The 22,757-nt window shown below is 61.0% G+C and carries 25 protein-coding genes; 13 read left to right on the forward strand and 12 right to left on the reverse strand.

Annotated features, from left to right (window positions below; genetic code table 11):
* The first annotated feature begins 208 nt into the window (after positions 1–208).
* Positions 209–628, forward strand: coding sequence for a hypothetical protein (locus AACZ55_RS09100; RefSeq protein WP_339645394.1), 420 nt, complete (start codon positions 209–211; stop codon positions 626–628).
* Positions 629–661: 33 nt separating this feature from the next.
* On the opposite strand, the gene AACZ55_RS09105 is transcribed toward AACZ55_RS09100, so the two are convergent.
* Both AACZ55_RS09105 and AACZ55_RS09110 read right to left on the reverse strand, forming a co-directional pair.
* Positions 662–1,771, reverse strand: coding sequence for a pyridoxal phosphate-dependent aminotransferase (locus tag AACZ55_RS09105; RefSeq protein ID WP_339645396.1), 1,110 nt, complete (start codon positions 1,769–1,771; stop codon positions 662–664).
* A gap of 135 nt (positions 1,772–1,906) precedes the next feature.
* Positions 1,907–3,247 carry a homoserine dehydrogenase gene (locus AACZ55_RS09110; protein ID WP_339645398.1) on the reverse strand — a complete coding sequence of 447 codons (1,341 nt, stop codon included), beginning with the start codon at positions 3,245–3,247 and terminating at the stop codon, positions 1,907–1,909.
* 146 nt (positions 3,248–3,393) lie between these two features.
* Between AACZ55_RS09110 and AACZ55_RS09115 the strand changes: the two genes are divergently transcribed.
* The 5 genes from AACZ55_RS09115 to AACZ55_RS09135 all read left to right on the forward strand — a co-directional run bounded on the left by AACZ55_RS09115 (position 3,394) and on the right by AACZ55_RS09135 (position 6,588).
* A complete protein-coding gene (locus AACZ55_RS09115; RefSeq protein ID WP_339645400.1) occupies positions 3,394–4,449 on the forward strand; it encodes an enoyl-CoA hydratase/isomerase family protein in 1,056 nt (351 codons plus the stop codon).
* A gap of 162 nt (positions 4,450–4,611) precedes the next feature.
* Complete coding sequence (locus AACZ55_RS09120; RefSeq protein WP_338608877.1) at positions 4,612–4,962, forward strand: metalloregulator ArsR/SmtB family transcription factor; 351 nt, start codon at positions 4,612–4,614, stop codon at positions 4,960–4,962.
* Positions 4,959–5,438, forward strand: a complete 480-nt coding sequence (locus AACZ55_RS09125; RefSeq protein WP_339645402.1) for an SRPBCC domain-containing protein — start codon at positions 4,959–4,961, stop codon at positions 5,436–5,438. The genes AACZ55_RS09120 and AACZ55_RS09125 overlap by 4 nt, the downstream gene beginning before the upstream one ends.
* A gap of 101 nt (positions 5,439–5,539) precedes the next feature.
* Positions 5,540–5,944: a DoxX family protein gene (locus AACZ55_RS09130; RefSeq protein ID WP_339645403.1), complete on the forward strand. Its 405-nt coding sequence runs from the start codon at positions 5,540–5,542 to the stop codon at positions 5,942–5,944.
* Positions 5,945–5,964: 20 nt separating this feature from the next.
* Positions 5,965–6,588, forward strand: a complete 624-nt coding sequence (locus AACZ55_RS09135; RefSeq protein WP_339645404.1) for an MBL fold metallo-hydrolase — start codon at positions 5,965–5,967, stop codon at positions 6,586–6,588.
* A 159-nt stretch (positions 6,589–6,747) separates the two neighbouring features.
* On the opposite strand, the gene AACZ55_RS09140 is transcribed toward AACZ55_RS09135, so the two are convergent.
* Together AACZ55_RS09140 and AACZ55_RS09145 are read right to left on the reverse strand one after the other, a co-directional pair.
* Positions 6,748–7,365 carry a TetR family transcriptional regulator C-terminal domain-containing protein gene (locus AACZ55_RS09140; protein ID WP_339645406.1) on the reverse strand — a complete coding sequence of 206 codons (618 nt, stop codon included), beginning with the start codon at positions 7,363–7,365 and terminating at the stop codon, positions 6,748–6,750.
* Between the two features lie 94 nt (positions 7,366–7,459).
* Positions 7,460–7,822 (reverse strand): hypothetical protein, encoded by a 363-nt coding sequence (locus tag AACZ55_RS09145; protein ID WP_338608887.1) that lies wholly within the window; start codon positions 7,820–7,822, stop codon positions 7,460–7,462.
* Between the two features lie 355 nt (positions 7,823–8,177).
* On the opposite strand from AACZ55_RS09145, the gene AACZ55_RS09150 reads away from it, so the two are divergent.
* Together AACZ55_RS09150 and AACZ55_RS09155 are read left to right on the forward strand one after the other, a co-directional pair.
* On the forward strand, positions 8,178–8,747 hold the full coding sequence (locus tag AACZ55_RS09150) for a TetR-like C-terminal domain-containing protein (RefSeq protein ID WP_338608889.1): 570 nt from the start codon (positions 8,178–8,180) through the stop codon (positions 8,745–8,747).
* 29 nt (positions 8,748–8,776) lie between these two features.
* A complete protein-coding gene (locus tag AACZ55_RS09155; protein WP_339645411.1) occupies positions 8,777–9,973 on the forward strand; it encodes an SGNH/GDSL hydrolase family protein in 1,197 nt (398 codons plus the stop codon).
* On the opposite strand, the gene AACZ55_RS09160 is transcribed toward AACZ55_RS09155, so the two are convergent.
* On the reverse strand, positions 9,970–10,164 hold the full coding sequence (locus AACZ55_RS09160) for a heavy metal-associated domain-containing protein (protein ID WP_339645414.1): 195 nt from the start codon (positions 10,162–10,164) through the stop codon (positions 9,970–9,972). The genes AACZ55_RS09155 and AACZ55_RS09160 overlap by 4 nt on opposite strands.
* A gap of 81 nt (positions 10,165–10,245) precedes the next feature.
* Positions 10,246–11,484 carry an MFS transporter gene (locus AACZ55_RS09165; protein WP_339645417.1) on the reverse strand — a complete coding sequence of 413 codons (1,239 nt, stop codon included), beginning with the start codon at positions 11,482–11,484 and terminating at the stop codon, positions 10,246–10,248.
* Positions 11,485–11,784: 300 nt separating this feature from the next.
* On the opposite strand from AACZ55_RS09165, the gene AACZ55_RS09170 reads away from it, so the two are divergent.
* The 4 genes from AACZ55_RS09170 to AACZ55_RS09185 are packed head-to-tail and all read left to right on the forward strand — an operon-like array spanning position 11,785 to position 15,231.
* A complete protein-coding gene (locus AACZ55_RS09170; RefSeq protein ID WP_338608893.1) occupies positions 11,785–12,075 on the forward strand; it encodes an STAS domain-containing protein in 291 nt (96 codons plus the stop codon).
* A gap of 7 nt (positions 12,076–12,082) precedes the next feature.
* Positions 12,083–12,442, forward strand: a complete 360-nt coding sequence (locus AACZ55_RS09175; protein WP_338608894.1) for a response regulator — start codon at positions 12,083–12,085, stop codon at positions 12,440–12,442.
* A gap of 43 nt (positions 12,443–12,485) precedes the next feature.
* Positions 12,486–14,684 (forward strand): chemotaxis protein CheA, encoded by a 2,199-nt coding sequence (locus AACZ55_RS09180; RefSeq protein WP_339645421.1) that lies wholly within the window; start codon positions 12,486–12,488, stop codon positions 14,682–14,684.
* Positions 14,685–14,742: 58 nt separating this feature from the next.
* A complete protein-coding gene (locus AACZ55_RS09185) occupies positions 14,743–15,231 on the forward strand; it encodes a chemotaxis protein CheW (protein ID WP_014132240.1) in 489 nt (162 codons plus the stop codon).
* A 61-nt stretch (positions 15,232–15,292) separates the two neighbouring features.
* Here the strand turns inward: AACZ55_RS09185 and ugpC are convergent, their stop codons facing one another.
* From ugpC to AACZ55_RS09215, 6 genes are read right to left on the reverse strand one after another with little or no spacing between them, the layout of a single operon-like run.
* Positions 15,293–16,339: a sn-glycerol-3-phosphate ABC transporter ATP-binding protein UgpC gene (ugpC, locus tag AACZ55_RS09190; protein ID WP_339645424.1), complete on the reverse strand. Its 1,047-nt coding sequence runs from the start codon at positions 16,337–16,339 to the stop codon at positions 15,293–15,295.
* Positions 16,340–16,342: 3 nt separating this feature from the next.
* Positions 16,343–17,185, reverse strand: coding sequence for a carbohydrate ABC transporter permease (locus AACZ55_RS09195; RefSeq protein WP_339645427.1), 843 nt, complete (start codon positions 17,183–17,185; stop codon positions 16,343–16,345).
* A complete protein-coding gene (locus AACZ55_RS09200; protein ID WP_339645430.1) occupies positions 17,175–18,104 on the reverse strand; it encodes a sugar ABC transporter permease in 930 nt (309 codons plus the stop codon). Before AACZ55_RS09200 ends, AACZ55_RS09195 begins: the two co-directional genes overlap by 11 nt.
* A 14-nt stretch (positions 18,105–18,118) precedes the next feature.
* On the reverse strand, positions 18,119–19,375 hold the full coding sequence (locus tag AACZ55_RS09205; RefSeq protein WP_339645441.1) for a sugar ABC transporter substrate-binding protein: 1,257 nt from the start codon (positions 19,373–19,375) through the stop codon (positions 18,119–18,121).
* A gap of 41 nt (positions 19,376–19,416) precedes the next feature.
* The gene (locus tag AACZ55_RS09210) at positions 19,417–21,027 is read right to left on the reverse strand and encodes an FAD-dependent oxidoreductase (protein WP_339645433.1); all 1,611 of its coding nucleotides are present in this window, start codon (positions 21,025–21,027) and stop codon (positions 19,417–19,419) included.
* On the reverse strand, positions 21,024–22,049 hold the full coding sequence (locus AACZ55_RS09215; RefSeq protein ID WP_339645436.1) for a LacI family DNA-binding transcriptional regulator: 1,026 nt from the start codon (positions 22,047–22,049) through the stop codon (positions 21,024–21,026). The genes AACZ55_RS09210 and AACZ55_RS09215 overlap by 4 nt, the downstream gene beginning before the upstream one ends.
* Positions 22,050–22,269: 220 nt before the next feature.
* Between AACZ55_RS09215 and AACZ55_RS09220 the strand changes: the two genes are divergently transcribed.
* Positions 22,270–22,757: GntR family transcriptional regulator (locus AACZ55_RS09220; protein WP_339645439.1), on the forward strand; the 488-nt coding region annotated here is incomplete at its 3' end.

Below are 22,757 nucleotides of genomic sequence, written 5' to 3' on the forward strand. Positions count from 1 at the left end.
AACCATCCTGACACCCCCCCATTTCAAACTTGTCGATTGTTTGATTACAATTTGAGATAAATCAGAATGGAACCATGCGGCGGGTGGGAACCTTGTTGATTTGGCTGCATTATTTGCAGGCGACGAACAAGGGCATGGTTATTGACTCATGAATGACCCTGACGTATGAATTCAAATTGGAACGGTGCATTCTACGCCTGGAGGCGGCTTGAACATGATCAAATTTATTAAATCTGCGGCTGTAGCCGCGCTTCTGTCGGCGGCCGTCGTGGCGCCCGGTTATTCCCAGACAGTTGATACATCGGCGGTGGTGGCAGCGTGCGCACCAGTCGATGCTTCCGAGGATGCCTGTCTCGCTGCGATTGCGTCATTCAATGCCTCGCTGGCTGGACTTTCGGCCGCGGAAGCCGATGCTGCTCTGGGTGAACTCGCGGGCGCCCTCGCAGCCGCCTCGCTTGAAGAGGGAAGCAATTCGGCTGTGATCGCCGCCGGTTTGACCGCCATTGCCGCCGACGTAACGGATCCCGAGCAGGCCGCGCAGATTATCCAGATTGCCGCGGCCGTCGAAACGGATGCCGATATTCCGGTTTTTGCGGTACCTGGCGGCACGCCTGCTAGCCCGAACTGATTTTGAAAAGTGCCCGCTCCGGCGGGCATTTTTTTATCTGCTGATTTTCCCGATAATGTCTTCAAGGACATCGCAGGCAAGGGCGATGTCCTTTTGCGTTCCAACGCTCATTCTTATGCAGCGATTTAACCCTGGAACGGCGGGTTTGCGGATGAAAATGCCGCGGGCCTGCATCTCGGTAAGCACCATGGTCGCGTAGGTATCGTCGGCGCCACAATCGATCGCTACAAAATTGGTGGCCGAGACGATGCACTTTAAACCCAGGCCTCGGGCGCGCGTGATGATTTCCTCGCGACCGGCGGCGATGGCAGCGAGAGTCTGGGCAAGATAATCTTGATCGGCCAGCGCCGTGACAGCGGCGATCTGGGAAAGTTTGGTGACCCCGAAATGATTGCGGATGCGATCGAAACCGGCAATGGCGTGCGGGGTGCCGATGGCATATCCAACCCGCATTCCGGCAAGACCATAAGCCTTTGAAAATGTACGATATCGCAAGAGGTTGGGGCGCATCAATGCCATCGGCGGCAGCGTGCCGGCAGGTGCGGTTTCGCCATAGGCCTCGTCGAGGATGATCAGCGTATCGGCGGGGATTGCGTCGATGAAGTGGGTGATCTCATCGGCGCTCCACCATGTGCCCATGGGGTTGTCGGGGTTGGCGAGGTAGACGATTTTGGGCCCGACATCCAATACAGTGTCCAACAGACCTGAAAGGCTTTCGCGGTCTTTTTCGTCGTAGGGAATTTTGACAAGTTCTGCGCCCTGGGCGGCGACGTGGTAGTTGAAGGTGGGGTAGGCGCCCAGCGAGGTCACGACCTTGTCGCCCGGTTCGAGATAGAGCCGGCAGGTGAGCCCAAGCAGGCCATCGATCCCTTCACCGATGGCGATGGTTTCCATCGGCGTGCCCAGACGGCGAGCAAGCGCCTCTTTGAGTTCATGATTTTCAGAATCGCCATACGTCCACACGTCGGGTGCCGCTTCGGCGATGGCAGCGATGACCTTTGGGGACGGGCCGAAGGGGCTTTCGTTGGCGCCCAGCCGTGCCCTTAATTTGATGCCCGTCTTGCGCTCAATGACCTCCGGGCCAACGAAAGGGACGGTAGCGGGGAGGCTTGCGATAATGGCGGCAAGGTCAGGTCCGGCCATGGGTTTTCCTCAATGTGACCCTCAAAGGTCTCGCTGTGCGCTTGGGGCTTACGCCCGGATCATTTTTCTTGGTTGGGCCCAAGCGGAAAAATCCGGGACTTTTCGCTGGTGCGGCCCTTGTGGTCCTGACCCACTCTAGGCCCCAACGGCCAGCGAACCGAGGCTGAACATGGCATCCTGACGCTGTCTGAGCGCAAAAAGCTTGGTCGAAATGTCGGGCGTGGCGTTGGCGGCGGTCAGAAGTTCACCCTTTTTGACCGGTGCGGTGACGCGCCCGCCTTCAAGCAGGCCAACGGGAATGGCGCGGGCGGCGCGGGCATCGGCAATCGTCATGGTCCAGGAGCGATAGCAGGTCTCGCCGATGGCATCGAAAATTTCGCCTGCGGCGAGATCGCGCTTGGCCAAGGCGCACACTTCGGCGACGGGGTTGGCGAGCGGCACCATATCGGGTTTGCCATAGAGCATGATGCGGGCGGCGGTAAGCGGCACTTCGAGACTTGTGAGGTGATAGGGGCGGTAAAACCCGTAATAGGGACCGACCCCGACGTGAAGATCGTCCATGCGCTCGACAACGCGCGGATGGGTGGCTCGGGCGACGACGAAGACGCCAGGGGCCACGCCCTTGCCGATCGTATAATCGACGACGCCTGATCTTTCGAGCACGCCGCCATCGGCGCGCGGAATGAGTACTTTGGGCAGAGTTTCGCGATCGGCGTTGGGGCCGTGCATGCCGGGGCGGTCGGGGACGAGCCCTGTGGCATTGGCGATGGCGGCCATTTCCACCATGGTTTTGGATCCGTCGATGAACTCGACGAGCATGCGCGGGTTCATGTTACGCCGGACCGCTTCCTCACGATAATCGTCGGGCACCGCGTCATGGTTTAAGGGATTGTTCTTGCCCTTGCCGGCGGCGACGATATCGAGCCCGAGGGCCGAGCAGAATTCGATCAGCTCCATACACGAGGAGGGCTCGTCCCCGGCGCCGACCGAATAGATGACCCCGAGCCTGTCGGCTTCGTGCTTGAGGTAAGGGCCAATGGTGACGTCGGCCTCGACATTCATCATCACCAGATGTTTGCCGTGCTCCATGCCGAGCAGGTCGAAATCGGCGCCAACGCCGGGCTTGCCGGTGGCGTCGATGATGACATCGATCTCGGGAGCGGTGACCATCAGTTCGGTATCGGCGGTGACGGCGATCCGCCCGGTATCGATGGCAGCGCTCATGGCCGAACGGGTGCCCACTTCACTGGCGTGAGCTTTGCCCGCGCCCGCGCCATAGGCGATATCCATGGCGGCCATGGCGGTATGGGGGCGGCGGGTGGCGATGGCGGCGATTTCGATGCCGGCCATCAGCGAGACCTGAGTGACCAGATCGGTGCCCATTTCGCCCGATCCGATGATGCCCAGACGGACCGGCTTGCCGGTGTCGTGCAGGCGCTCGAGGTCGCGCGCGATACCCGTTTTGGAAACTGTCATGACCCTTTGGGGCTCTTTATGCCATTTGAAGCGGAAGATGTCGGGCCTGTCTAAATCATTTTGGTTGGCATTGGAAATAGAGCGGGAACGTCTTTCCTTCATCCGCACTTGCCATCACTATGAACGAACAGAACAGGGGATGGTTCATGGACGAGATTTCCACTTCGATCGAAGGGGCATGCGGGGTCATCCGTCTAACGCGGCCCAAAGCGATCAATGCGCTGAGTGCCGACATGATCGGGGCGGTGCGCTATGCGCTCGACGAATGGGATGAAAACGAAGATGTGCGCGCCGTTCTGATCGAAGGCGAGGGCGAAAAGGGGCTTTGCGCGGGCGGGGATGTGCGCAGGACGCGCGAGATGGCCATGGCGGGGGAGACACGGACGGTCTTTTCGTTTTTTGCCGACGAATACGACATGAACGGGCTGATCGCGACCTATCGCAAACCCATCGTTGCCTTCCAGCACGGCATTGTCATGGGCGGGGGGATCGGAATTTCATCCCATGCCCGTTACAGGATCGCGACGCCCACCAGCCGGTTTGCCATGCCTGAAGGGGCCATCGGGTTCTTTTGTGATGTTGGAGTCAACGCCATTCTCTACAAGGCCAGCGAGGCGCGGGCGCTGGCCTTCCTGCTTTCGGGACAGACGGTTGGGGCAGCAGATGCGATTGCGCTCGGTCTTACCGATACGGTGGTGCCCGAGGACGCGCTGGCCGGCCTGCGGGCGCGTATTATCGAAGCGGCGCAGGCCGGCGATCCCGATACGGCGATTGCGGCGCTGATCCAGTCGGAATCGGTCGATGCGGGGCAAGCCGATTTTTGCGGACTGGCGGATTCGCTGGCTCCGGTCTTTGCCGCTGGCGATGCCGAAAGGATCGTCGAGGGGTTGCTCGATTGGTCCGAGGATGGCGACCCGGGTGCTGCGGCGCTCCATGCATCGATTGCCCGCCATTGCCCGACCTCGCTGGTGGCCATTGTGCTCTCGCACCGGCAGGCGCGCCACAAGCGCGATGTGCGGGCCATTCTCGATGACGATCTGGCCCTGGCCCGCTACATGGCCATGCGCCCCGATTTCGCCGAAGGGGTGCGCGCGGTGCTGGTGGACAAGGACAGAGCGCCCAAATGGGCGCCCGAGCGGCTGGCCGATGTGGACACCGATGCGCTGGAGCGCGTGCTGGGGGAGGCGGAGGCGGTGGGCTAGGGCTTCCCATTTGGGGACGGTCAGACTGGCGGTCTATTTAAGATCAAAAGATCTAAATGAAGCCGACGGCTTTCGTCCTGCCGATGAGCTGTAAAATCGAGTTGACTATATAACAAGTTCTCTATATAGAGAGAGCGTTCTAAAGTGAATGGATTTCCGATTTTGCTCGACCAAGCCTTTGCCGCCCTTGCTGATCCGACGCGCCGTGCCATCATCGCGCAATTGGCTGATGGTGAGGCAACGGTTCAGGATCTGGCACGACCCTTCTCCATCAGCCAGCCAGCGATTAGCCGTCACCTCAAGGTATTGGAGGAGGCAGGGCTCATCGAGACGAGGGTCGATGGTACGGCACGACCGCGCCGGCTCAAGCCAGAGGCAGTCGCGGAACTTTGGGACTGGCTGGGCCAGTACCGCGCGCTTTGGGAAGTCCGGTTCCGCAAGCTCGACGCGGTTCTCGATGACATGGCGCGCGAAGCCGGCACTTCCGCAACCAAAGGCAAGGAAGACCAATGAACAAGGATCTTGCTGACGGACAGGTTCAGGTTGCGCAGCAGGGCGATACCGATATCGTCGTTCGCCGCAGTTTCACCCATCCACCTGCCCAGGTCTGGCGGGCGATGACGGACCCGGCGATCCTGCCCAGATGGATGGCAACGTTCGACGCCATGACGAAATGCCAGATCGACGCGCGGCCCGGCGGCAGCTTCCGCTACGACTTTGCCGGCGAGGGCCGCGCGTTCTATTTCTCAGGTCCGGTTCTCCAGGCGGATGCACCGCGCCACATGGCGGTTGTCGAGTATTTCAACGGCGATCCCGCGTCGGAAACGCATGTGAAAACCGATCTGGTGGAAGAGGGAACCGGCACCCGAATGACCGTCGTGATGCGCTGGCCCAACGCCGCTGCGCGGGAGGCCGCCGTCGCGTCCGGCCGGACCCATGGCCTTGATGAAGTTTACGGCAGGCTTGACGCGGTGCTGGCCGAGGGCTGAGGCCGGCCGCTATCGAATTACACGATCACGTGCGACGCGGATGACCAGTGCCTGCGCGACCGAACACCCACGCCAATCCGGCGATACCAGAGGAGACGGACTTGAACAAAGGCAAGATTGCTTACTGGATCAGCACGGGCTTGTTGTGCCTGATCTACGGCTTGGGCGCTCTCACTTGCATCATGCAGCGGACAATGGTGGAAGAAGGCTTCGTCCAGTTTGGCTATCCCGCTTACCTTGTCACCGTGCTTATCGTGGCCAAGATCGCCGCTCCGTTGGCCATACTGTCACGGGTTTCCGTGCAGCTCAGCGACCTCGCCTATGCCGGCATGCTGTTTCATTTGCTGCTGGCCCTGTCGGCTCATCTGAACGTGGGTGACGGTGGTTTCGTTCCGGCGATCGTTGGCCTGGCGCTGCTGGCCATATCCTTCCTCACGCAAAACCGGGGCCGCAAGGTGCCCTCGCCCAATGTGCCCCCTGCATTCGCAAGCCGGCAAATCGCCTGATTTCCTGAAGGGGCCTGGAAATGACCACCATTTCTTCGATAAAAGTGACGCCATACCTGGTTGCCGATCTGCTTGCCGAAGGCGAACGCATGCCGGTCAACGTGCATGTTATTGACCATCCCGATGCACGAATCCTGGTGGATACGGGTATACGGGAGCTGCATCCGGCAGCGGCGGATATGGCGCCTCGGCTCTACCCATTGCGTGAGCAGAACTTCGATTTCGCCAGCATCGATATGGTCGTCAACACGCACCTGCACTTCGACCATTGCGGCAACAATCATCTGTTTGCCGGCAAGCCAATCTATGTGCAACGCCGGGAGCTGGAGGACGCGCGCAGCAAGCAGGACTACACGATCAATGAGTGGATCGATGCACCGGACATCGAATATGTGACGGTCGACGGCGAGTTCGAGCTCCTGCCTGGCGTGCGCCTGGTCCCCGCACCGGGGCATACAGACGGCATGCAAGTCGTGGTCATCGAAACAGGCGGGCGACCCATCGTGGTCGGCGGCGATGTTGGAGTGTGGTTTGGCGAGCTGGATGGGCCCAGTTCAGAGGGTCAGCTCCGCGTATTGGCTTTAAATCCAGAGGCGGTTTGGCTTACCCATGTAAACGAGGCCTGGCGTCCCCGCAGTGTCTAGCGTTTCCGCTTGTCGCAGATTGAAGGAGGCCGACGCCAGTGCCTTCAACTGAACGGTTCGACATATCGTCCGTTCGGTCTTGAACCTTGGCGATGCTGACGCGTCTCGCTCCGGTGTATTTGCGGCGGCAACGGGCTGGATGGACCGTGTCTGGTGCCTTTAGTGCTGTGCCAGGGCAGGAGGGTTGGATGTGGTTTTCGGTGCTGTGGCGACCGCGGCGAAATAGAAGTCGAGCATCGCGTTGAGCGGCGCCGGATCCCGTTTCAGGCGGCTGCGCAGGGCGGCACCTTCCCAGCAATTGACCACAAGATTTGCCATGTGGCGCGGATCGGCGTCCGGCGCCAGGTCACCTCTGGCCCGCGCCTGCTCCATGCAGTCGGCAATGCGGCTGGCGATCGTGCTCAGGCAGGCTTCGATCTTTTCCTGGAAGATGGGGCTGACGCCCGATAGTTCCTGGCCGAGGCCGCCGAGCATGCATCCGAGATAGCCGTCGTCTTGATATTTGTCGCGCGTGGATTCAAAGAATTTGCGGACACGATCAAGAGGGGCCAGGGAAAAATCGCCAAGCGTCTGGTCGAGGCCCTGATGGACCTCGACCATGTAGCGCTCGACCACCTGCAGGGCAAAATCTTCCTTGCTGGCGAAGTGATGGTAGAACGACCCCTTGGGCGTGCCGGTTTCCCTGAGCACGGCCTGGACGCCCAGGTCGTTGTAGCCGTGGCGCAGGAGCATGCTCAACCCCGCCTTGAGCATGCGGTCCTTGGTGGGTTCATTCATCAAAATATGTCCAGTCCATAATCCTTCGACATGGAAGGTCGGCCTTCAGGCGCCGAAGGTCAAGGGTGCCGGCGCGGGCACAGGTCCCAGCGGCTCAGTGCTGGTGTTCGGGCGGTGCAAACAGGATCAGTTCCACGCGGTTGTCCCCTTCGACATAGGCGTCGTGGCCCGGCGGGATCTCAAAGAAATCACCGGGTGCAATCTTTGTGTTCGCCCCGGTATCGAGCATGCGGACGACGAGGGTGCCGGCGATACAATAACCGGTGTGGTGCATTGGACATGAATCGGGATTGCCGAGCAGGGGCTTTTCGTTCTTCTCCCAGGTCCAGCCCGGTTCGAACACTGCATGCATGCCGGTCGCTCCGGTCTCCATCTTGACGATGGCGATGCCTCCGCATTCTTCCATATCGAGCAGGTCGTCGGGCTTATCGAAGCGGCGTGTTTCGATTGCTGTCATGGCGTCATCTCCTCTCTCCTTGCTGGTGACGAAGCGGTGTCGATCACAGCCAACTTCATCACTATTAGACCGGTCAGTCTATTTGCAGGATGACATGGGATTGGACATGCGTCAATGCGCGAGGGCATCGGCTTGGGAATGGACCGGATCAGCCGCGCCACGCGGCTATCTGGCGGAGCAAGGATCAGCCCCCAAAGGAATGACGAACCGGCGCGTTCGGAGCGTGTAGGAACTCGCAAGAGCCTGCTCCAGGGCGCGGCCGGTCCCACTCCAAACGCCTCTATCAGCGCACGGCTTGACAAAACTAATAGCATTAGGTTTAATCCGAACTAAATTAGTTTTGGAGCGGTTTGCCATGCCTCGGGCGGGTTTGAACAGACAGGTTCTGGTGCGGACGGCGGCGGAGATGGCCGATGAGATCGGATTTTCCAATCTCACGCTGGCTGGTCTGGCGCGCCGGTTCGACGTCAGGCTGGCCAGTCTTTATTCGCATCTGAGAAATTCCGACGACCTTATGACATCGGTCGCGCTTTACGGTCTGGACCTGCTTGCCGATCGCGCCGATGAGGCGGTTGCGGGCCGGGCCGGAAAGGATGCGCTGGTGGCGGTGGCCAATGTGCATCGCGATTTCGCTTACGAGCATCCCGGGCTTTTCGAGGCGGCGCGCCATCGGTTGGACGCCGATGCTGCCAGAGACAGTGGCGGGGCGCGGATATCGCGCATCACCCGCACCATCCTGCGCGGCTATGCCTTGAGCGCGGTCGAGCAGGTCCACGCCGTCCGTCTGCTGGGCAGCGTTTTTGCCGGCTATCCGATGCTCGAACTGGCCGGCGGTTTCGCGCACAGCGATCCGGACGCGCAGCTTTCCTGGCAGCGGGCGCTGGACGCGCTCGATGCCGCGTTGCGGGCCTGGCCGACCGCCTGATTGCCAAGCCTTTGTTTCAAGAGACCAGAATGATCATGACCAAAGACAGCTCTATTGCCACGCCCCTTTCCGAAGCTTTTATCAAGGGGGCCGTCGAGATCGAGAGCACCCCTGCGGGGCTGTTGCCCCATCGCCTGCCGCAATGGGCCCGTGCCCAGGGCGCCGACGGGCAGTTGTTGATGGCCGAGTCGCAGCCCTCGGGCGTTCGGCTGGTGTTTCGCACCGCGGCCACCATCATCGAACTCGATACACTGCCCACCAAGCGCGCCTATGTGGGCCTGCCGCCGCGTCCCGACGGGGTGTACGATCTGGTGATCGATGGAAAGCTCGAGCGCCAGGCAAGCGTTTCGGGCGGCAAGGTCCTCAGGATCGATCCGGCCCGGGGGTCGGCCAACCTTGAACCGGGCGAACCCGGAACGGCGCGCTTTGCAGGGCTTCCGGCGCGCGACAAGATCGTCGAAATCTGGCTCCCCCATGACGAGACGACCGAACTTGTCGGCTTGCGGACCGACGCGCCGGTCGAGGTGGGGATCGATCGGTCCCGGCCGGTCTGGCTGCACCATGGGAGCTCGATCAGTCAGGGATCCAATGCAGCAACCCCGACCGGCATCTGGCCGGTGGTTGCGGCGCTCAAGGCCAATGTCGATCTCGTCAATCTGGGTTTTGGGGGCAGCGCGCTGCTCGATTCGTTCACTGCACGCACAATGGCCTATACGCCGGCCGATTTGATCAGCGTCAAACTCGGCATCAATATCGTCAATGCCGACCTCATGCGGTTGCGGGCGTTCGGGCCGGCGGTGCATGGATTTCTCGATACGATTCGCGAGGGGCACAAACAGACACCCCTGGTGGTCATCTCGCCGATCCATTGCCCCATTCACGAAACAGTTCCGGGACCGTGCGCGTTCGACATGGCGGCGCTGGGCGAGGGCCGGGTGGCTTTTGTCGCTCAGGGCCGGCCCGAAGAGGTGGCGCAGGGCAAGCTCACCCTCTCGGTCATTCGCGAGCAGCTCAAAGCCATTGTGGCCCAGCGGGCTGCAACCGATCCCAACATTCATTATGTCGATGGGCTGGCGCTTTATGGGGCGGCCGACAACGCCACCATGCCGCTGCCCGATGCGCTGCATCCCGATGGGCAGACGCATCGGATGATGGGCGAGCGGTTCGTGGACCTTGTGTTTTCACAGGGCGTTTTCGGGGCGGCCCGGGGGCCTGACCGGCCCTAGCGGGGGGTGACGGGATAGCCGGCGGCGGCGAGCGCTTTTTCGACATCGGTCAGCCTGGCCGAGGTCTCGATGGCGATGGTCTTTCGCTCCAGATCGGGGGTCACCTGACTGGCGCCGTCGAGCGCCTTGAGGGTATCGGCGATGGTTGCAACGCAGCCATCGCAGGACATGCGGGCGATATGATACTCCATGAGAGCCTCCTTTGTTGTGTGTCGTCAAACAATCGATAGACCTTCCCGTTATGGGAAGGTCAAGAGGCGATCGTTGCCGTGTCAGGCCGATGCCGGCGCGGTGGCCTTGGGGGTGCCATCCACCTGTCCCGGCGGCGGAAAGGCGAGGGCCATGATGGCGGCGGCGACACCGATGGCGGCCGAGGCGATGTAGAGGAAATGGTAGCTGCCATAGGTATCGTAGAGCCATCCGCCCCCTACCGGACCGAAAGCCATGCCGATCGATGAGGTCATGACCGCCGCACCCAGAACGGTGCCCATGACGTGGGCTCCGAAATAGTCGCGGGCCAGCACCGCATAGAGCGGCATAACCCCGCCATAGGCCATGCCCAGAACCACTGCCAGCATATAGAAATCGGTTAGTTGGGTGACGTAGATATAGGCGTAGATACCAACCGACTGCAGCGCGAGGCCGGCGATGATGACTTTCTTGACCCCCAGCCGGTCGGCTGCAAGCCCGAAAATGACGCGCCCGAAGAGACCCGCAAGACCTTCGACGCTGTAGATCGAGGCAGCGGCAAGGGCAGGCACGCCGCACAGCATGGCATAGCTCACCGTATGGAAGATCGGGCCCGAATGGGCAGCGCAGCATAAAAAGAAGGTGGCGGCGAGAACGATAAATTGCGGCGTGCGGAGGGCGGCAAAGGCCGTGGTTGGCGCGGGCTTTTGCGGGGCGACATCCTGGCCGGGAGCCGGTTCGGCGCTCTGGGGGGCTTGCGGCGCGCGGCGGATCAAAAGGCCGGCTGGCACCAGAAGCGCCGTGGCGCCAATGGCGGTCATCGCCATGGCGCTGCGCCAGCCGAAGGCTTCGATCAGAACCGATGCAAAGGGCGTCATGACCATGGGCGCGACACCAGCGCCCAGCGAGACCAGGGATACGGCGAGCGAGCGGTGCTTTTCGAACCAGCCCACGGTGGTTGCCATGAGCGGGGCAAAGAACGCCCCGCCCGCCATGCCGACTAGCCCACCATAGGCGAGCTGGAAAACAACGAGGTCGGACGTGGTGCTGGCAAGATAGAGGCCAATGCCAAGGATGAACGCGGCGATCAGGACGACAGGGCGGGCGCCGATCCGGTCGGTGACCGTGCCCCAGAAAAATCCGGCAACGCCCATGACGATAAAGCCGATGGTCATGGCCATGGAAATCCCGGCCCGTGTCCAACCGGTTTCATCGGCGATGGGCTGGAGATAGACGGGCAGGGCGAACATCGCCCCCATTGCCACACAGGTCATCATCGCGCCCGCAGCAACGATCACCCAGCCATAGTGAATCCGCGACATTTCATGGTACCTCCATACGCGTTGAACCGAGGACGTATGGGGCAATCGGTTGCCGACAGACGGGTGGAAAAAAATTTCGCGCTCTTCCGGGAAGTTGGGCGCGGTGTAATCGGTTTGAGCTCCGGGGGGATTTGCGCGCTTCTTTGAACCGCGAAAATCCTCCTAACCCTCGCTTTGTCGCGCCTCCGAACCGAACAGGTGGCGCCCACCTGTTGTGGAAGGCCTCTATGGTTAGGAATTCTTAAACGCTTCATGGACAAACTGCGGCCAATGGAACCACAGGGCGGGAGTCGGCCTTAAATGGCGAAATCGCAAGTTCAGTCCGTGGCGCTGCCCCGGATTGTCGATCTCGATGCGCTCGATGATATCGCAGAAACGCTGATCGGTGCGCTTTCGGCCGGTCCGGTCGATGTCGATGCCTCGGGCGTCGAACGCGTTTCCACCAACGCCCTGTTCATGCTTTTGAGCGCCGCCCAGACGGCGAAGAAAGCCAAATTCGCCTTCACCATCTCGGGCGCGAGCACTGCTGTTGCCGCGGCCATCGAAAAGCTGGGACTTAAACCGGCATTCGAACCCGTTCTCAAGGGATAGTACCACCATGCGCGTTCTTACCGTCGACGATTCGCGGACCATCCTTGCGATGCTGCACCATACGCTCACCAATGCCGGTTTCGAGGTGCTTCAGGCCGAGAACGGACAGGTCGGGCTCGACGTTCTGGGCCGCGAGAGCGTCGATGTGGTGATCACCGACATCAACATGCCGGTCATGGACGGCATCGAATTCATCAAGAGCGTGAGGGCGACCGGCAAGCACCAGAGCCTGCCGATCCTGATCCTGACCACCGAAACCAGCCAGGACAAGCGCGACCAGGGGCGCGCCGCGGGCGGGACGGGCTGGATCGTCAAACCGTTCGACCCCGAAAAACTTATTTCGGTCATCAACAAGGTCGTTCACTGAACGTGAGCGCGAAGATTTCGCCAATGGGGGCTGTGGCCAAAAGATGAGTGACCTCGACGAATTCAGGGCCACCTATTTCGACGAATGTTCGGAACTGCTGCTCGAACTCGAGGAGCAGTTTTCCGCCATCCAGGAGGGTGACCGGGACGGGGACAGGCTCAATGCCGTGTTCCGCGCCATCCACTCGATCAAGGGCGGTGGCGGGGCCTTCGGGTTCGACGCGCTTGTCAAATTCGCCCACAGCTTTGAGACGCTGCTTGACTATGTGCGCGACGGGCGGGTGGAGCTGAGCGAAGACGTGGTGGTGCTGTGCATCCGCTCGATCGATATCGTCGCCGATTTCGTGACCGCAGCGCGTGAGGGGGAAACACTGGCAGCCGATTACGGCGCGGTGGAAAAGGCCCAGTTCGACGCATTGGCCCGAGGCGACGTGGCAGGTGCCGCATCCCCGGCCGCCGACGAAGAGCCGATGGACGATTTCGACATCGATTTCACGCCTGTCGCAGTCAATTTCGACGCCGACAAGCCCATGGCCTCGGTTGCGCCGTCTGCCGATGGGGCGAGTGTTTGGACGATCAAATTCACGCCCTTTTCGACGCTTTACGAGCGTGCCAACGATCCGCTGCTGTTGTTTCGCGAACTGGGTTTGCTCGGCGAGATGAGCGTCGCGCCGGACATGGCGCCTGTCCCGGCGCTGTCGGCGTTCGAGCCGTTCGGGGTCTATTGCTCGTGGACGATAACGCTGGTTTCGGACAAGGCGAGCGAAGAAACGATCCGCGAGGTCTTCGAGTTCGTGGACGGGGACTGCGAAATCATCATCGAAAAAGGTGAATCCGCCCCGGTGGCCGTCGAGGACGATCTGCCCAGCTTTGCCGATTTGGCCGAAGAGGCCAAGTCCGAGCGCAAGTTCGTCCCGAACGGGGAACCCGACGATATCGTTGTGCCCGAAATCGAGGCCAAAGGGGCCAAGGACCAACCGGCGCCTGCCCCTGTGCCCAATGTGGTGCCGATTGCGGCCAAAGCGGCGGAACCAGCCGAAGAGTCCGGTTCGGGGCGTCCGGTGGGCATGAGCTCGATCCGTGTCGATCTCGACAAGGTGGACCGCGTGGTCAACATGGTGGGCGAGCTTGTCATCACCCAGTCCATGCTGACCCAGCAGATGGATGACGCCATCCGCGACCGCTATCAGGAACTTGTGCGGGGCATCGAGGTTCTGGCTCAGACCACCCGTGGCTTGCAGGATGCTGTGATGGCCATTCGCGCCCAGCCGGTCAAATCGGTCTTTTCGCGCATGCCGCGCCTGGTGCGCGAGCTGGCGTCCAAGACGGGCAAGAGGATCAAGCTCGAAACCATTGGCGAGAACACCGAAATCGACAAGACGGTGATCGAGCAACTCTCCGATCCGCTGACCCATATGGTGCGCAATTCGGCCGATCACGGAATCGAATCCCCCGACAGGCGCATGGCGAACGGCAAGCCCGAAATCGGCACCGTGCGGCTTTCGGCCGAACAGGCGGGCGGCAATATCCTGATCATCGTCGAGGATGACGGGGCGGGGATCAACCGCGAGCGGGTGCTCGATATTGCCCGCGAGCGCGGTGTTGTGGGACCCGATCAGCAATTGACCGACGAACAGATCGACAATCTGATCTTTGCGCCGGGCTTTTCGACGGCCTCTGAGGTTTCCGACATTTCGGGCCGCGGTGTGGGGATGGACGTGGTCCTTTCCAATATCAAGAAAATCGGCGGCTCGGTGCATGTGAAGAGCTGGACCGGCAAGGGTACGCGTATGACGCTGCGCCTGCCCTTAACGCTGGCCGTGCTCGATGTGATGCTGGTCAAGGTGGCGGGCAGCCCCTATGTGATCCCGCTCTCTTCGATCGTCGAAACCATCCAGAATTCGCGCGCCGATTTCGGGCAGATGCCTTCGGGCGGCAAGGTCTTGCAGGTGCGTGGGGAGTATGTGCAGGTCGTCGATCTGGCGGACCGGTTCCAGATGGTCTCCCAAAAGGACGATGCCGAGGGATTTGTGGTGCTGTGCGAGGCTGAAGGCAATTCCAAGATCGCGCTTGTGGTGGACGATATCATCGGCCAGCAACAGGTGGTCATCAAGTCGCTCGAGGAGAATTTCGAGCGCATCGATGGCATCGCGGGCGGCACGATCCTTGGCGATGGTAACGTTGCGTTGATTGTTGATGTGCAATCTCTCAAATCGGGAAATGCGCATCAGAATGCTGCATAGGGCCGCAAGGCTCGACATTTGGGGGACAGAACGCTCCCCGTTCTAGTGAGGTCACGACATGGAAGCGCTTGGTCTTCGCGACGAATATTCGGATACAACGGCAGGAGCCAGCCAGAACTCTCTGCAGCTGATCGCCTTTTCGATCGACGAACAGATCTACGGCGTCGAAATCACCACAGTGCGCGAAATCCGCGCCTGGAACGGGGCGACGCCATTGCCCAATACGCGCGAATATGTGCGCGGGGTGATCAATCTGCGCGGCACAATCGTGCCGATCTTCGATCTGCGCGCCAGGTTCGGGGACGGTCAGACCAATCCCACAAAGAACCACGTCGTGGTGGTGATGAGCGTGGGCGAAAAGTGGATCGGCATCCTGGTCGATGCGGTTTCCGACATCCTGACGGTTTCAAAAGACGATATTCATGCGGTGCCCGAGGGCAATTCGGGCGATACCGAGCTTTTGAACGGGATCGTTACCCATGATAGCCGAATGGTGGGTCTGATCGATCTCGCTGCCGTTGTCTCGGGCGCCAAGACCGACGCCTGAGGCGTCCCCCGATCGAGCGATAAACACCCCCGCCTGCTTCCGAGCCGGCGGGTTTTTCGTTTCAGGTGAGACGCCCGCCGGTTTCCGCGTCGAACAGATGGACCCTGGCGGGATCGATCGAAACGCCGAGCGTTTGCCCGGGCGCCGCCGCGATGCGTTCGCGGAACAGACCGATCACCGAGGTTTCGCCCAGTTGCATGGTAACCAGGGTTTCCGATCCCATGGGCTCGACGATCAGGATTTCGGCGGTTAGGGCGTCGGGCGCGATCGTGAAGTGTTCGGGGCGGACGCCATAGACCGCCCGCGTTCCCACCGGCACACCCGGCGGGCAGGGCAGGATCGTCCCGTTGGCTTCAAAGCCGTCAGCCCCCACCTGGCCCTCAATGAAATTCATCGAAGGCGAGCCGATGAAGCCGGCCACGAACCGGTTGGCGGGGCGGTCGTAAAGTTCGAGTGGCGCGCCGATCTGCTCGACCTGTCCGCCGCTCAAAACCACGATCTTGTCAGCCATGGTCATGGCTTCGACCTGATCGTGGGTCACATAGACCGTTGTCGTCTTGAGCCGCTGGTGGAGCGCCTTGATCTCGCCGCGCATCACCACGCGCAGTTTGGCGTCGAGATTGGAAAGCGGTTCGTCGAACAGGAAGACCTTGGGATCGCGCACGATGGCGCGGCCCATGGCGACGCGCTGGCGCTGGCCGCCCGAGAGCTGGCGGGGGTAGCGCTCGAGATATGGCTCGAGCCCTAAAATTCCCGCAGCCCATTGCACGCGTTCGGCAATAGTGGCCTTGGGCACGCGGCGATGCTCGAGGGAAAAGCCCATGTTTGCGGCCACTGTCATATGCGGGTAGAGCGCATAGTTCTGGAACACCATGGCGATGTCGCGGTCCTTGGGTTCGAGATCGTTGACGACGCTGTCGCCGATTTCGATCGTGCCCCCGGTTATGGTTTCAAGGCCGGCCAGCATGCGCAGAAGGGTGGATTTTCCGCAGCCCGACGGTCCGACCAGAACCACGAATTCACCATCGGCGATATCGATGTCGATGCCGAAAATGACCTCGGCCTTGCCGTAGGATTTCTTGACGTCAGAGAGCGTAACGGAAGCCATGGATCAACCCTTGAGCCCAGAATGGGCCAGTCCTTCGACGAACTGGCGCTGGGCGATGATGAAAACGATGAGGACGGGGAGCGCCGTCATGGTGGCGGCGGCAAGCTGAACGTTCCACAGGGCGCCGCCATAGGCGTCGGTGAACTGGGTCAGGGCCTGCGGCAGCGTGAAATTGGCCGGCGAGGATAGGAACACGATCGGCTCGAGATAAAGGTTCCAGGAATGAAGGAATGTAAAGATCGCGACAGCTCCGAGCGCCGGCCGGGCCAGCGGCAGCGCGATGGTCCAGTAGATCTTGAACCGGCCCAGTCCGTCGACGCGTGCGGCTTCCTCGAGCTCTTTGGGAAGCGCGATGAAGAACTGGCGCATGACAAAGGTCGCAAACACCGATGGGGCGCCAAAGATCGGGATGAGGATCAGCGGCCAGTGGGTGTTGATCATGTCCCAGCCCAGAAAGATCTGGAACAGGGGCACAATGGTCACCTCGGCGGGGATCAGGAGCCCGATCAGCAGGATCATGAACAAGGTGTTGGCGAAAGGAAATTTTATGCGCGCGAAGGCATAGCCGGCCATCGACGAGAACAGCATGGTGCCGGCGGTCACCAGCGCCGCGATATAGGCCGAATTCCAGTATTGCTGCGCGAAAGGCTGGAGCTCGAAGACGCGCCCGTAGGTGGAAAAATCGAACCGGGTCGGGAAGATATCGGGCGGAAAGGCAAAGATATCGGAGATGGGTTTGACCGATGAGGTCACCATCCACCAGGTGGGAAAGACGAACGGAATGAGCAGCACGCTCATCAGGCCGTAAACCAGCACCTTCATGCGCGGGGAAAGATCAGTTTTCATAGAACACCAGCTTGCGGCGCATCTGCCACTGGATGAATGTGAGGACGGCCACGACCAAAAACAGAAGGATCGACAGCGTGGCGCCGTAGCCGAATTTGTGGAACTGGAAGGCCTGCTGGTAGAGGTAGTAGACCAGAACGGTCGTGGACATGCCCGGTCCGCCCTGGGTCAGAACGGCGATCTGGGCAAAGACCTGGAGCGAGCCCACGATGGTGATGATCGAGGTGAGAAGCACCGTGGGGCTGATCATGGGCAGGGTGATGCGGGTAAACTGCTTGAACGCCGGTGTCCCATCGACCCGGGCAGCCTCGTAAAGCTCACGCGGCACGCCCTGAAGGGCGGCGAGGAACAGCACCATATTGAGCCCGACATTTTTAAACACCTGAACGACGATCACCGAGATCATCGCCGTTGTGGGGTGGCGGAGCCAGTTGGGGCCCTCGATGCCGAAGGTGGCGAGCAGGGCATTGATACCGCCATTGTTCTGGAGCAGGAAGCCCCAGACGATGGTCCAGGCGACGAGCGAGACGACGACGGGCGAGAAAAACAGCGTACGATAGAGGGTAATGCCTTTGAGCTTCTGGTCGAGCAGCACGGCCAGCAGCAGGGCAAGGCTCATGTTGAAGATCACGAGCCCCACCGAGAAGATGGCGGTTGCCCCCAAAACCTGTGGCAGGCCCGGATCGCTCAAAAGGGTCTGGTAATTGCCCAGCCCCTGGAAGCGGAAGGTCTGGGCCAGAACGTTCCATTCGTGCAGCGAATACCAGAACACCAGCCCGAGCGGGATCAAAACGAAGACGGTGATGCCGATCATTTGGGGGGCAATGAAAAGATAGCCCGCAAGGCTGTCGCGGCACTCCATCGTCCAGAACGGACGTTTTCGCGCTGGTGGGGATGAAGATTTAGCCGCGACAGTCATTGGTTCCTATCCGATCAGAGCATCGGGGTGATGCGGTTGCACACCGAGGTCAAAACCGCTTCGACGTCAGCATCGGCCTGCCAGAGGGCGTCGAGTTCGGCGCGTGCCACCTGCTGGATCTCGGCAAAGCCGGCATGACCGGGCAGAACGACACCATTGGTGATCCCGGCGACGACGACATTTTCGAGCTGTTGCGGCGAAAGCAGCGGGTTGGTGGTTCCCAGCGTTTCGGCGTTGAGCAGGCTCTGGCGGGCCGGCGGGAAAAACTGCGCAAGTTTGGCGCTGTTTTCGGGATTGGAGAGATAGGCCAGAAATTCGACAGCCATATCCACATTGTCGCCCATGCCAAAGGCGCCGATGCCGGCCTGACCGATCACTGAATAGTTGCCCGCCGGGCCCGAGGGCAGCGGTACCAGATCCCAGTCGAAGGCCTCATCGCCCTGCGGCAGTAGGGAGGCGCGGGAAATCTGGGTGATGGTCATGGCCGCATCGCCGGTGAAGAAATCGACGTTTTCGCCCGGTCCGGGCATGGCGCCGGTTTCAAAGATCGCCGCGTGGATAAAGCTCATGGCATCGACCATCTCCGCATCGGCAAAGGTGCAGGTGGTGCCGTCTTCGCTCCAGGGATCGGCGCCCCAGCCGCGCCAGATCGAGGCAAGGTTCTGCCAGATCTGGTAGTTGAAATCGCGCACGATAAGACCGTTGGCGCCGGTATCGGCGACTGTGGCGGCGATATCGATGGCATTGTCCCAATTCCATTCGCCAGCTGCGATCGCCTCGGCGGGTGTCTGGGCGCCGGCCTCGGTGATCAGGTCGTTATTGACGAACAGCGCGAAGGGCGAGGTCGAGAACGGATAGGCGTAAAGCTCGCCGTCTGCGCGCCACAGGGCTGTGGCCTGTTCGGTCACGTCCTCGAGTTCATAGCCCTCGGTGGCCGCAAATGTTTCGGTCAGCGGCGCCAGGGCGCCCGAGTTGACGAAATCTGCTGCCGTTGTTTCCAGAATCCAGGCCAGATCGGGGGCGTTGCCGCCGGCAATCTGGGTGGTGAGGGTCGTTGTGTAGCTGTCAAAGGGCAGGGAGTCGAATGTGACGGTCACGCCGGGATGAAGTTCGGCGAACCCATCGGCGATCTCGTTGAACATGGCGAGATGGGCCTCGTTGGCGCTCCAGATCGTCATGCGCAGATCGACCTGATCCTGGGCCAGCGCCGGGCCGAAGGTGGCCAGCGGCAGGGCGAGACCTGCAAGGGCGGTGGCCGATTTCAAAAGCATTTTGGTGTGCATCATTTCCTCCTCGAGATGATGGTTTGGCATCAATAGGCCCGGATATCGGGCCAGCGGATTTCGACGCCGTGGTGATGGAGATGGGTCTGGAAGTCTTCGAGCCGGCGGTCGTCGGCTTGAACGGCGTGGGGCGTGAGCTCGTTGTCGAGGCACCATGCGGCCAGACGGCCCACCACTTCGCCGATGTTCCACTCGACAGGGTGCAGGCGGTAGCAGCCATTGGTGATGTGGGTGGTGCCGATGGTCTTGCCGGCCGGCAAGAGATTGGAGCGATTGCGCGGCAGGAGTGCACCGAGCGGGATTTCGAACGGGCAGGAGGGCACGTCGATATAATTGTCCCCGCCGGTCGAAGGGTGCAGGTCGATCCGGTACATGCCGGTGCCGACACTGTCGCGATAATTGACCGCTCCGGCATCCCCGCGCACCGCGTAGGACAGATCCTGTTCGGTGATGGTTGTCACCGCCCTGATGCGGCGGCTTTCGCGGATATAGGGGGCCATGGCGAGGCCGTGTTCGGTGCCGGTGACGTCGCCGCGCAGACGCAGGCCGGGGAAACCCTGCCCGCCATCGACGCGGGGCGCTTCGGTCTGGAGCCAGTAAAAGACCGAATAGGACAGCTCGGCGGCGCGGGAGAGCCGGTGGGCGTATTCGTCTTCGGTGCAGTCGATGATGGGCGCTTCGAAATAATCGATCATCGGCCAGTTGACGAGGCAGATGTCGGAGGCATAGGCGCCCGGGGTGAAGTTGCGGCGCGCTGCAATGCGGCGGAAGGTCCAAAGGTTTGCATCGCCCGCATTGCGGCGCTGGTCAGCATCGACGTCCAGGGGATTATCGTCGGGGTTGGGGGTGAAGCTGCGTTCGACGATTTCGAGCGTGCGCGGATGAGGCGCCTTGAAACCGATCAGCGGGCCGCCCCAGAAATCGGGCTGGACGGCGCGCCATTCGTCGTAGTTTTTCGGCTTGTCGATCACATGGTTGCCATCGACGTGATCGACGGCAAAGCAGATCGAGACGGCCTGCTGGTTTTCGGGCTGCGCCTCTGAGGGCGCGCTGGGCTCGCCGGTTTCGGCCTGGCTTTCAAAGCCTTTTACGTAGTCGGTGCCGGTCAGGGGCAGCAGGTCGCCCAGTTCGGTGGCATCGATCACATATTTGCCCGAGACGACGATCTTTTCGCCGGTCTGAACCTGACGCAGGGTGACCGAGCGTACGCTATCGCCGTCGGTCTGGGCCTCGATGGGCCGATAAGGCTTGAAGAGCTGGAGCCTGCCCATGCCGATATAGGGGGCGAGCCAGGCTTCCATTACCGCCAGGGGCACGCGCGGTTCAACGCACATGCGGCTGACCCAGCCGGCGCCGGGGTTAAGATCGGACCAGTTTCGCGCTGCCTCGTTGAGCGGATAGTGATCGCGGTAGAACTGGCGGATGGCGGTGCGCAATTGCCGGAAGGTGCGGGTGCCGCCCATTTGCTCGATCCAGGAATGCTCGTCGGAGGGCACGGCCTGGCTGGTCATCTGTCCGCCGATCCAGTCGAACTCCTCGGTCAGAACGACCGAGCGGCCCGAGCGCAGGGCGCCGAGCGCGGCTGCCACGCCGCCCAGTCCGCCGCCGATGATGGCTATGTCTGCAAAATAGTCTTTCACGATATACTCTTGGGTTTGATGGGACCGAGGGTTTCGCCCGCGACCTGCTCGCAGCAAAGCAATGTCTGCTCCAGCTCGGCCCGGCCTTCGAGCCGGGCGATCAGAGCGAGCGTGGCCTTGCGAGCCATCTCCTCGCGCGGAACGGCGTAGGTGGTGAAATTGGTGACAGTGTCGCCAGGCCGGATATGGCTGCCCAGCACGACTATGGAAAGGTCGCCGGGAACGCTCATGCCCCTGGCGATCGCCGCCCGCTTGAGCGGAATGGCGTCGGCCAGTTCCGTCAGAAAGACAATAGTGGCTCCAAGGGACTGGATCGCCGTCAGAAAATCCTCGGGATCGATCTCCACTTTGGGATCGTGAAGCACAAGTTCTCCTGCGTCCGCCATTCCCCTTTTAAAGCCCGTCCACCGGTCGACGGTCGACTCGGCGCCGATATTGGGGCCGACATAGGCAAATTTGACGTGGCCCAGTGCCATTGCTTTTTCGACCAGCTTTGCCGTGGCCGTCGCGTAGTCGGCGCCTACATAGGGTACCGGCCCTCCGGCATTGTCGCGTCGTCCGACGGCAACAAAGGGGAAGTCGCCCCTGACAAGCTTGGCGAGTTCATCGGCATCGAACTGACGGCCCAGAACGATGCATCCGTCGGCGAGCCGCAGGCGGTTGGTCTCGCTGAAAATCTGCTTTCGCCCATCGGCGCCGCGCCCCGCCGAGGTCATCAGCAAAAGATCGTAACCGGTCTCCTGGGCGGCTTCTTCGATGCCGAACAGGAAAGGCGCAAAGAAATCGGCCTGAGCACTTGGAAAGGCGGGTTCATAGGTAAAGACGCCGAGAATATTGTTTCGGCCATTGACCATCCGGCGCGCGACCGGGTCGGCGACATAGCCGGTTTCGGCAATCACCTTCTGAATGCGTTCGCGGGTCTGCTCGGGGATGCGGCGGCGGTCATCAGCATTGCCATTGAGGACAAGCGAGACGGTGGCCTGACTTACGCCGGCGAGCTTGGCAATCGCTTTCTGTGTCATGCGGCCCGACAAGCTGCGCTCCTCCACGGCTTGTTTATACGTATAAGCTGATAATACGTATAAGCGACAGTCACCAGTCTGTCAATGTGTTGGTAACTTCCGCTCGACTCCATCATTTTTGGCCGTAACAATTCCATTGTGTGGCGCAAATGGCGGCGTAAAAATAATACCAGTTTGCATCCAGCGCCTCCTGTGATTAATTTTTCACAAGGGAGATGAGATGATTCAGGACACCATTATTGCTGCGCTCTCGGCCGAGCTTGCGCAGGGCAATGGCCAGCCGCTTTATCGCAGGCTCGTATCGGCCATAGAACGTCTTGTTGCCGACGGGCACCTCAAGCGCGGTATGCTGCTGCCGAGCGAGCGCGACCTCGTGGCCAAGCTCGGCGTCTCTCGCGTCACCGTTCGCAAGGCTCTCGATGTGCTTATTGGCGAGGGCATCATTCGTCGGCGACAGGGGAGCCGGACGGAAGTGACGGCGCGCGTCGAAAAATCGCTGGCGCGGCTATCGAGCTTTTCCGAAGATATGGAATCTCGGGGATTTGTTCCTGGATGTATCTGGATTTCCAAGGAGATAACCTTCCCCACTCCGGGTGAGGCGATGGCGCTAGGGCTTGGCCCCAATGCTTCGATATTGCGCCTGAGGCGGGTACGCACGGCCGATGGCGTGCCCATAGCCATGGAAATAGCAGCGGTGCCGGCCGCCAT

The sequence above is a fragment of the uncultured Pelagibacterium sp. genome, assembly GCF_963972885.1.
Lineage (GTDB): Bacteria > Pseudomonadota > Alphaproteobacteria > Rhizobiales > Devosiaceae > Pelagibacterium > Pelagibacterium nitratireducens.

What these genes read in the sequence shown, in the direction of transcription:
- AACZ55_RS09150 (WP_338608889.1), top strand. Translation starts at nt 8,178, where the DNA reads ATGCCTCGGGCGGGTTTGAACAGACAGGTTCTGGTGCGGACGGCGGCG.
- AACZ55_RS09110 (WP_339645398.1), bottom strand. Translation starts at nt 3,247, where the DNA reads ATGACAGTTTCCAAAACGGGTATCGCGCGCGACCTCGAGCGCCTGCAC.
- AACZ55_RS09200 (WP_339645430.1), bottom strand. Translation starts at nt 18,104, where the DNA reads ATGACTGTCGCGGCTAAATCTTCATCCCCACCAGCGCGAAAACGTCCG.
- AACZ55_RS09180 (WP_339645421.1), top strand. Translation starts at nt 12,486, where the DNA reads ATGAGTGACCTCGACGAATTCAGGGCCACCTATTTCGACGAATGTTCG.
- AACZ55_RS09115 (WP_339645400.1), top strand. Translation starts at nt 3,394, where the DNA reads ATGGACGAGATTTCCACTTCGATCGAAGGGGCATGCGGGGTCATCCGT.
- AACZ55_RS09165 (WP_339645417.1), bottom strand. Translation starts at nt 11,484, where the DNA reads ATGTCGCGGATTCACTATGGCTGGGTGATCGTTGCTGCGGGCGCGATG.
- AACZ55_RS09195 (WP_339645427.1), bottom strand. Translation starts at nt 17,185, where the DNA reads ATGAAAACTGATCTTTCCCCGCGCATGAAGGTGCTGGTTTACGGCCTG.
- AACZ55_RS09140 (WP_339645406.1), bottom strand. Translation starts at nt 7,365, where the DNA reads ATGAATGAACCCACCAAGGACCGCATGCTCAAGGCGGGGTTGAGCATG.
- AACZ55_RS09155 (WP_339645411.1), top strand. Translation starts at nt 8,777, where the DNA reads ATGATCATGACCAAAGACAGCTCTATTGCCACGCCCCTTTCCGAAGCT.
- AACZ55_RS09125 (WP_339645402.1), top strand. Translation starts at nt 4,959, where the DNA reads ATGAACAAGGATCTTGCTGACGGACAGGTTCAGGTTGCGCAGCAGGGC.
- AACZ55_RS09145 (WP_338608887.1), bottom strand. Translation starts at nt 7,822, where the DNA reads ATGACAGCAATCGAAACACGCCGCTTCGATAAGCCCGACGACCTGCTC.
- AACZ55_RS09170 (WP_338608893.1), top strand. Translation starts at nt 11,785, where the DNA reads ATGGCGAAATCGCAAGTTCAGTCCGTGGCGCTGCCCCGGATTGTCGAT.
- ugpC (WP_339645424.1), bottom strand. Translation starts at nt 16,339, where the DNA reads ATGGCTTCCGTTACGCTCTCTGACGTCAAGAAATCCTACGGCAAGGCC.
- AACZ55_RS09215 (WP_339645436.1), bottom strand. Translation starts at nt 22,049, where the DNA reads ATGACACAGAAAGCGATTGCCAAGCTCGCCGGCGTAAGTCAGGCCACC.
- AACZ55_RS09105 (WP_339645396.1), bottom strand. Translation starts at nt 1,771, where the DNA reads ATGGCCGGACCTGACCTTGCCGCCATTATCGCAAGCCTCCCCGCTACC.
- AACZ55_RS09160 (WP_339645414.1), bottom strand. Translation starts at nt 10,164, where the DNA reads ATGGAGTATCATATCGCCCGCATGTCCTGCGATGGCTGCGTTGCAACC.
- AACZ55_RS09205 (WP_339645441.1), bottom strand. Translation starts at nt 19,375, where the DNA reads ATGCTTTTGAAATCGGCCACCGCCCTTGCAGGTCTCGCCCTGCCGCTG.
- AACZ55_RS09175 (WP_338608894.1), top strand. Translation starts at nt 12,083, where the DNA reads ATGCGCGTTCTTACCGTCGACGATTCGCGGACCATCCTTGCGATGCTG.
- AACZ55_RS09185 (WP_014132240.1), top strand. Translation starts at nt 14,743, where the DNA reads ATGGAAGCGCTTGGTCTTCGCGACGAATATTCGGATACAACGGCAGGA.
- AACZ55_RS09135 (WP_339645404.1), top strand. Translation starts at nt 5,965, where the DNA reads ATGACCACCATTTCTTCGATAAAAGTGACGCCATACCTGGTTGCCGAT.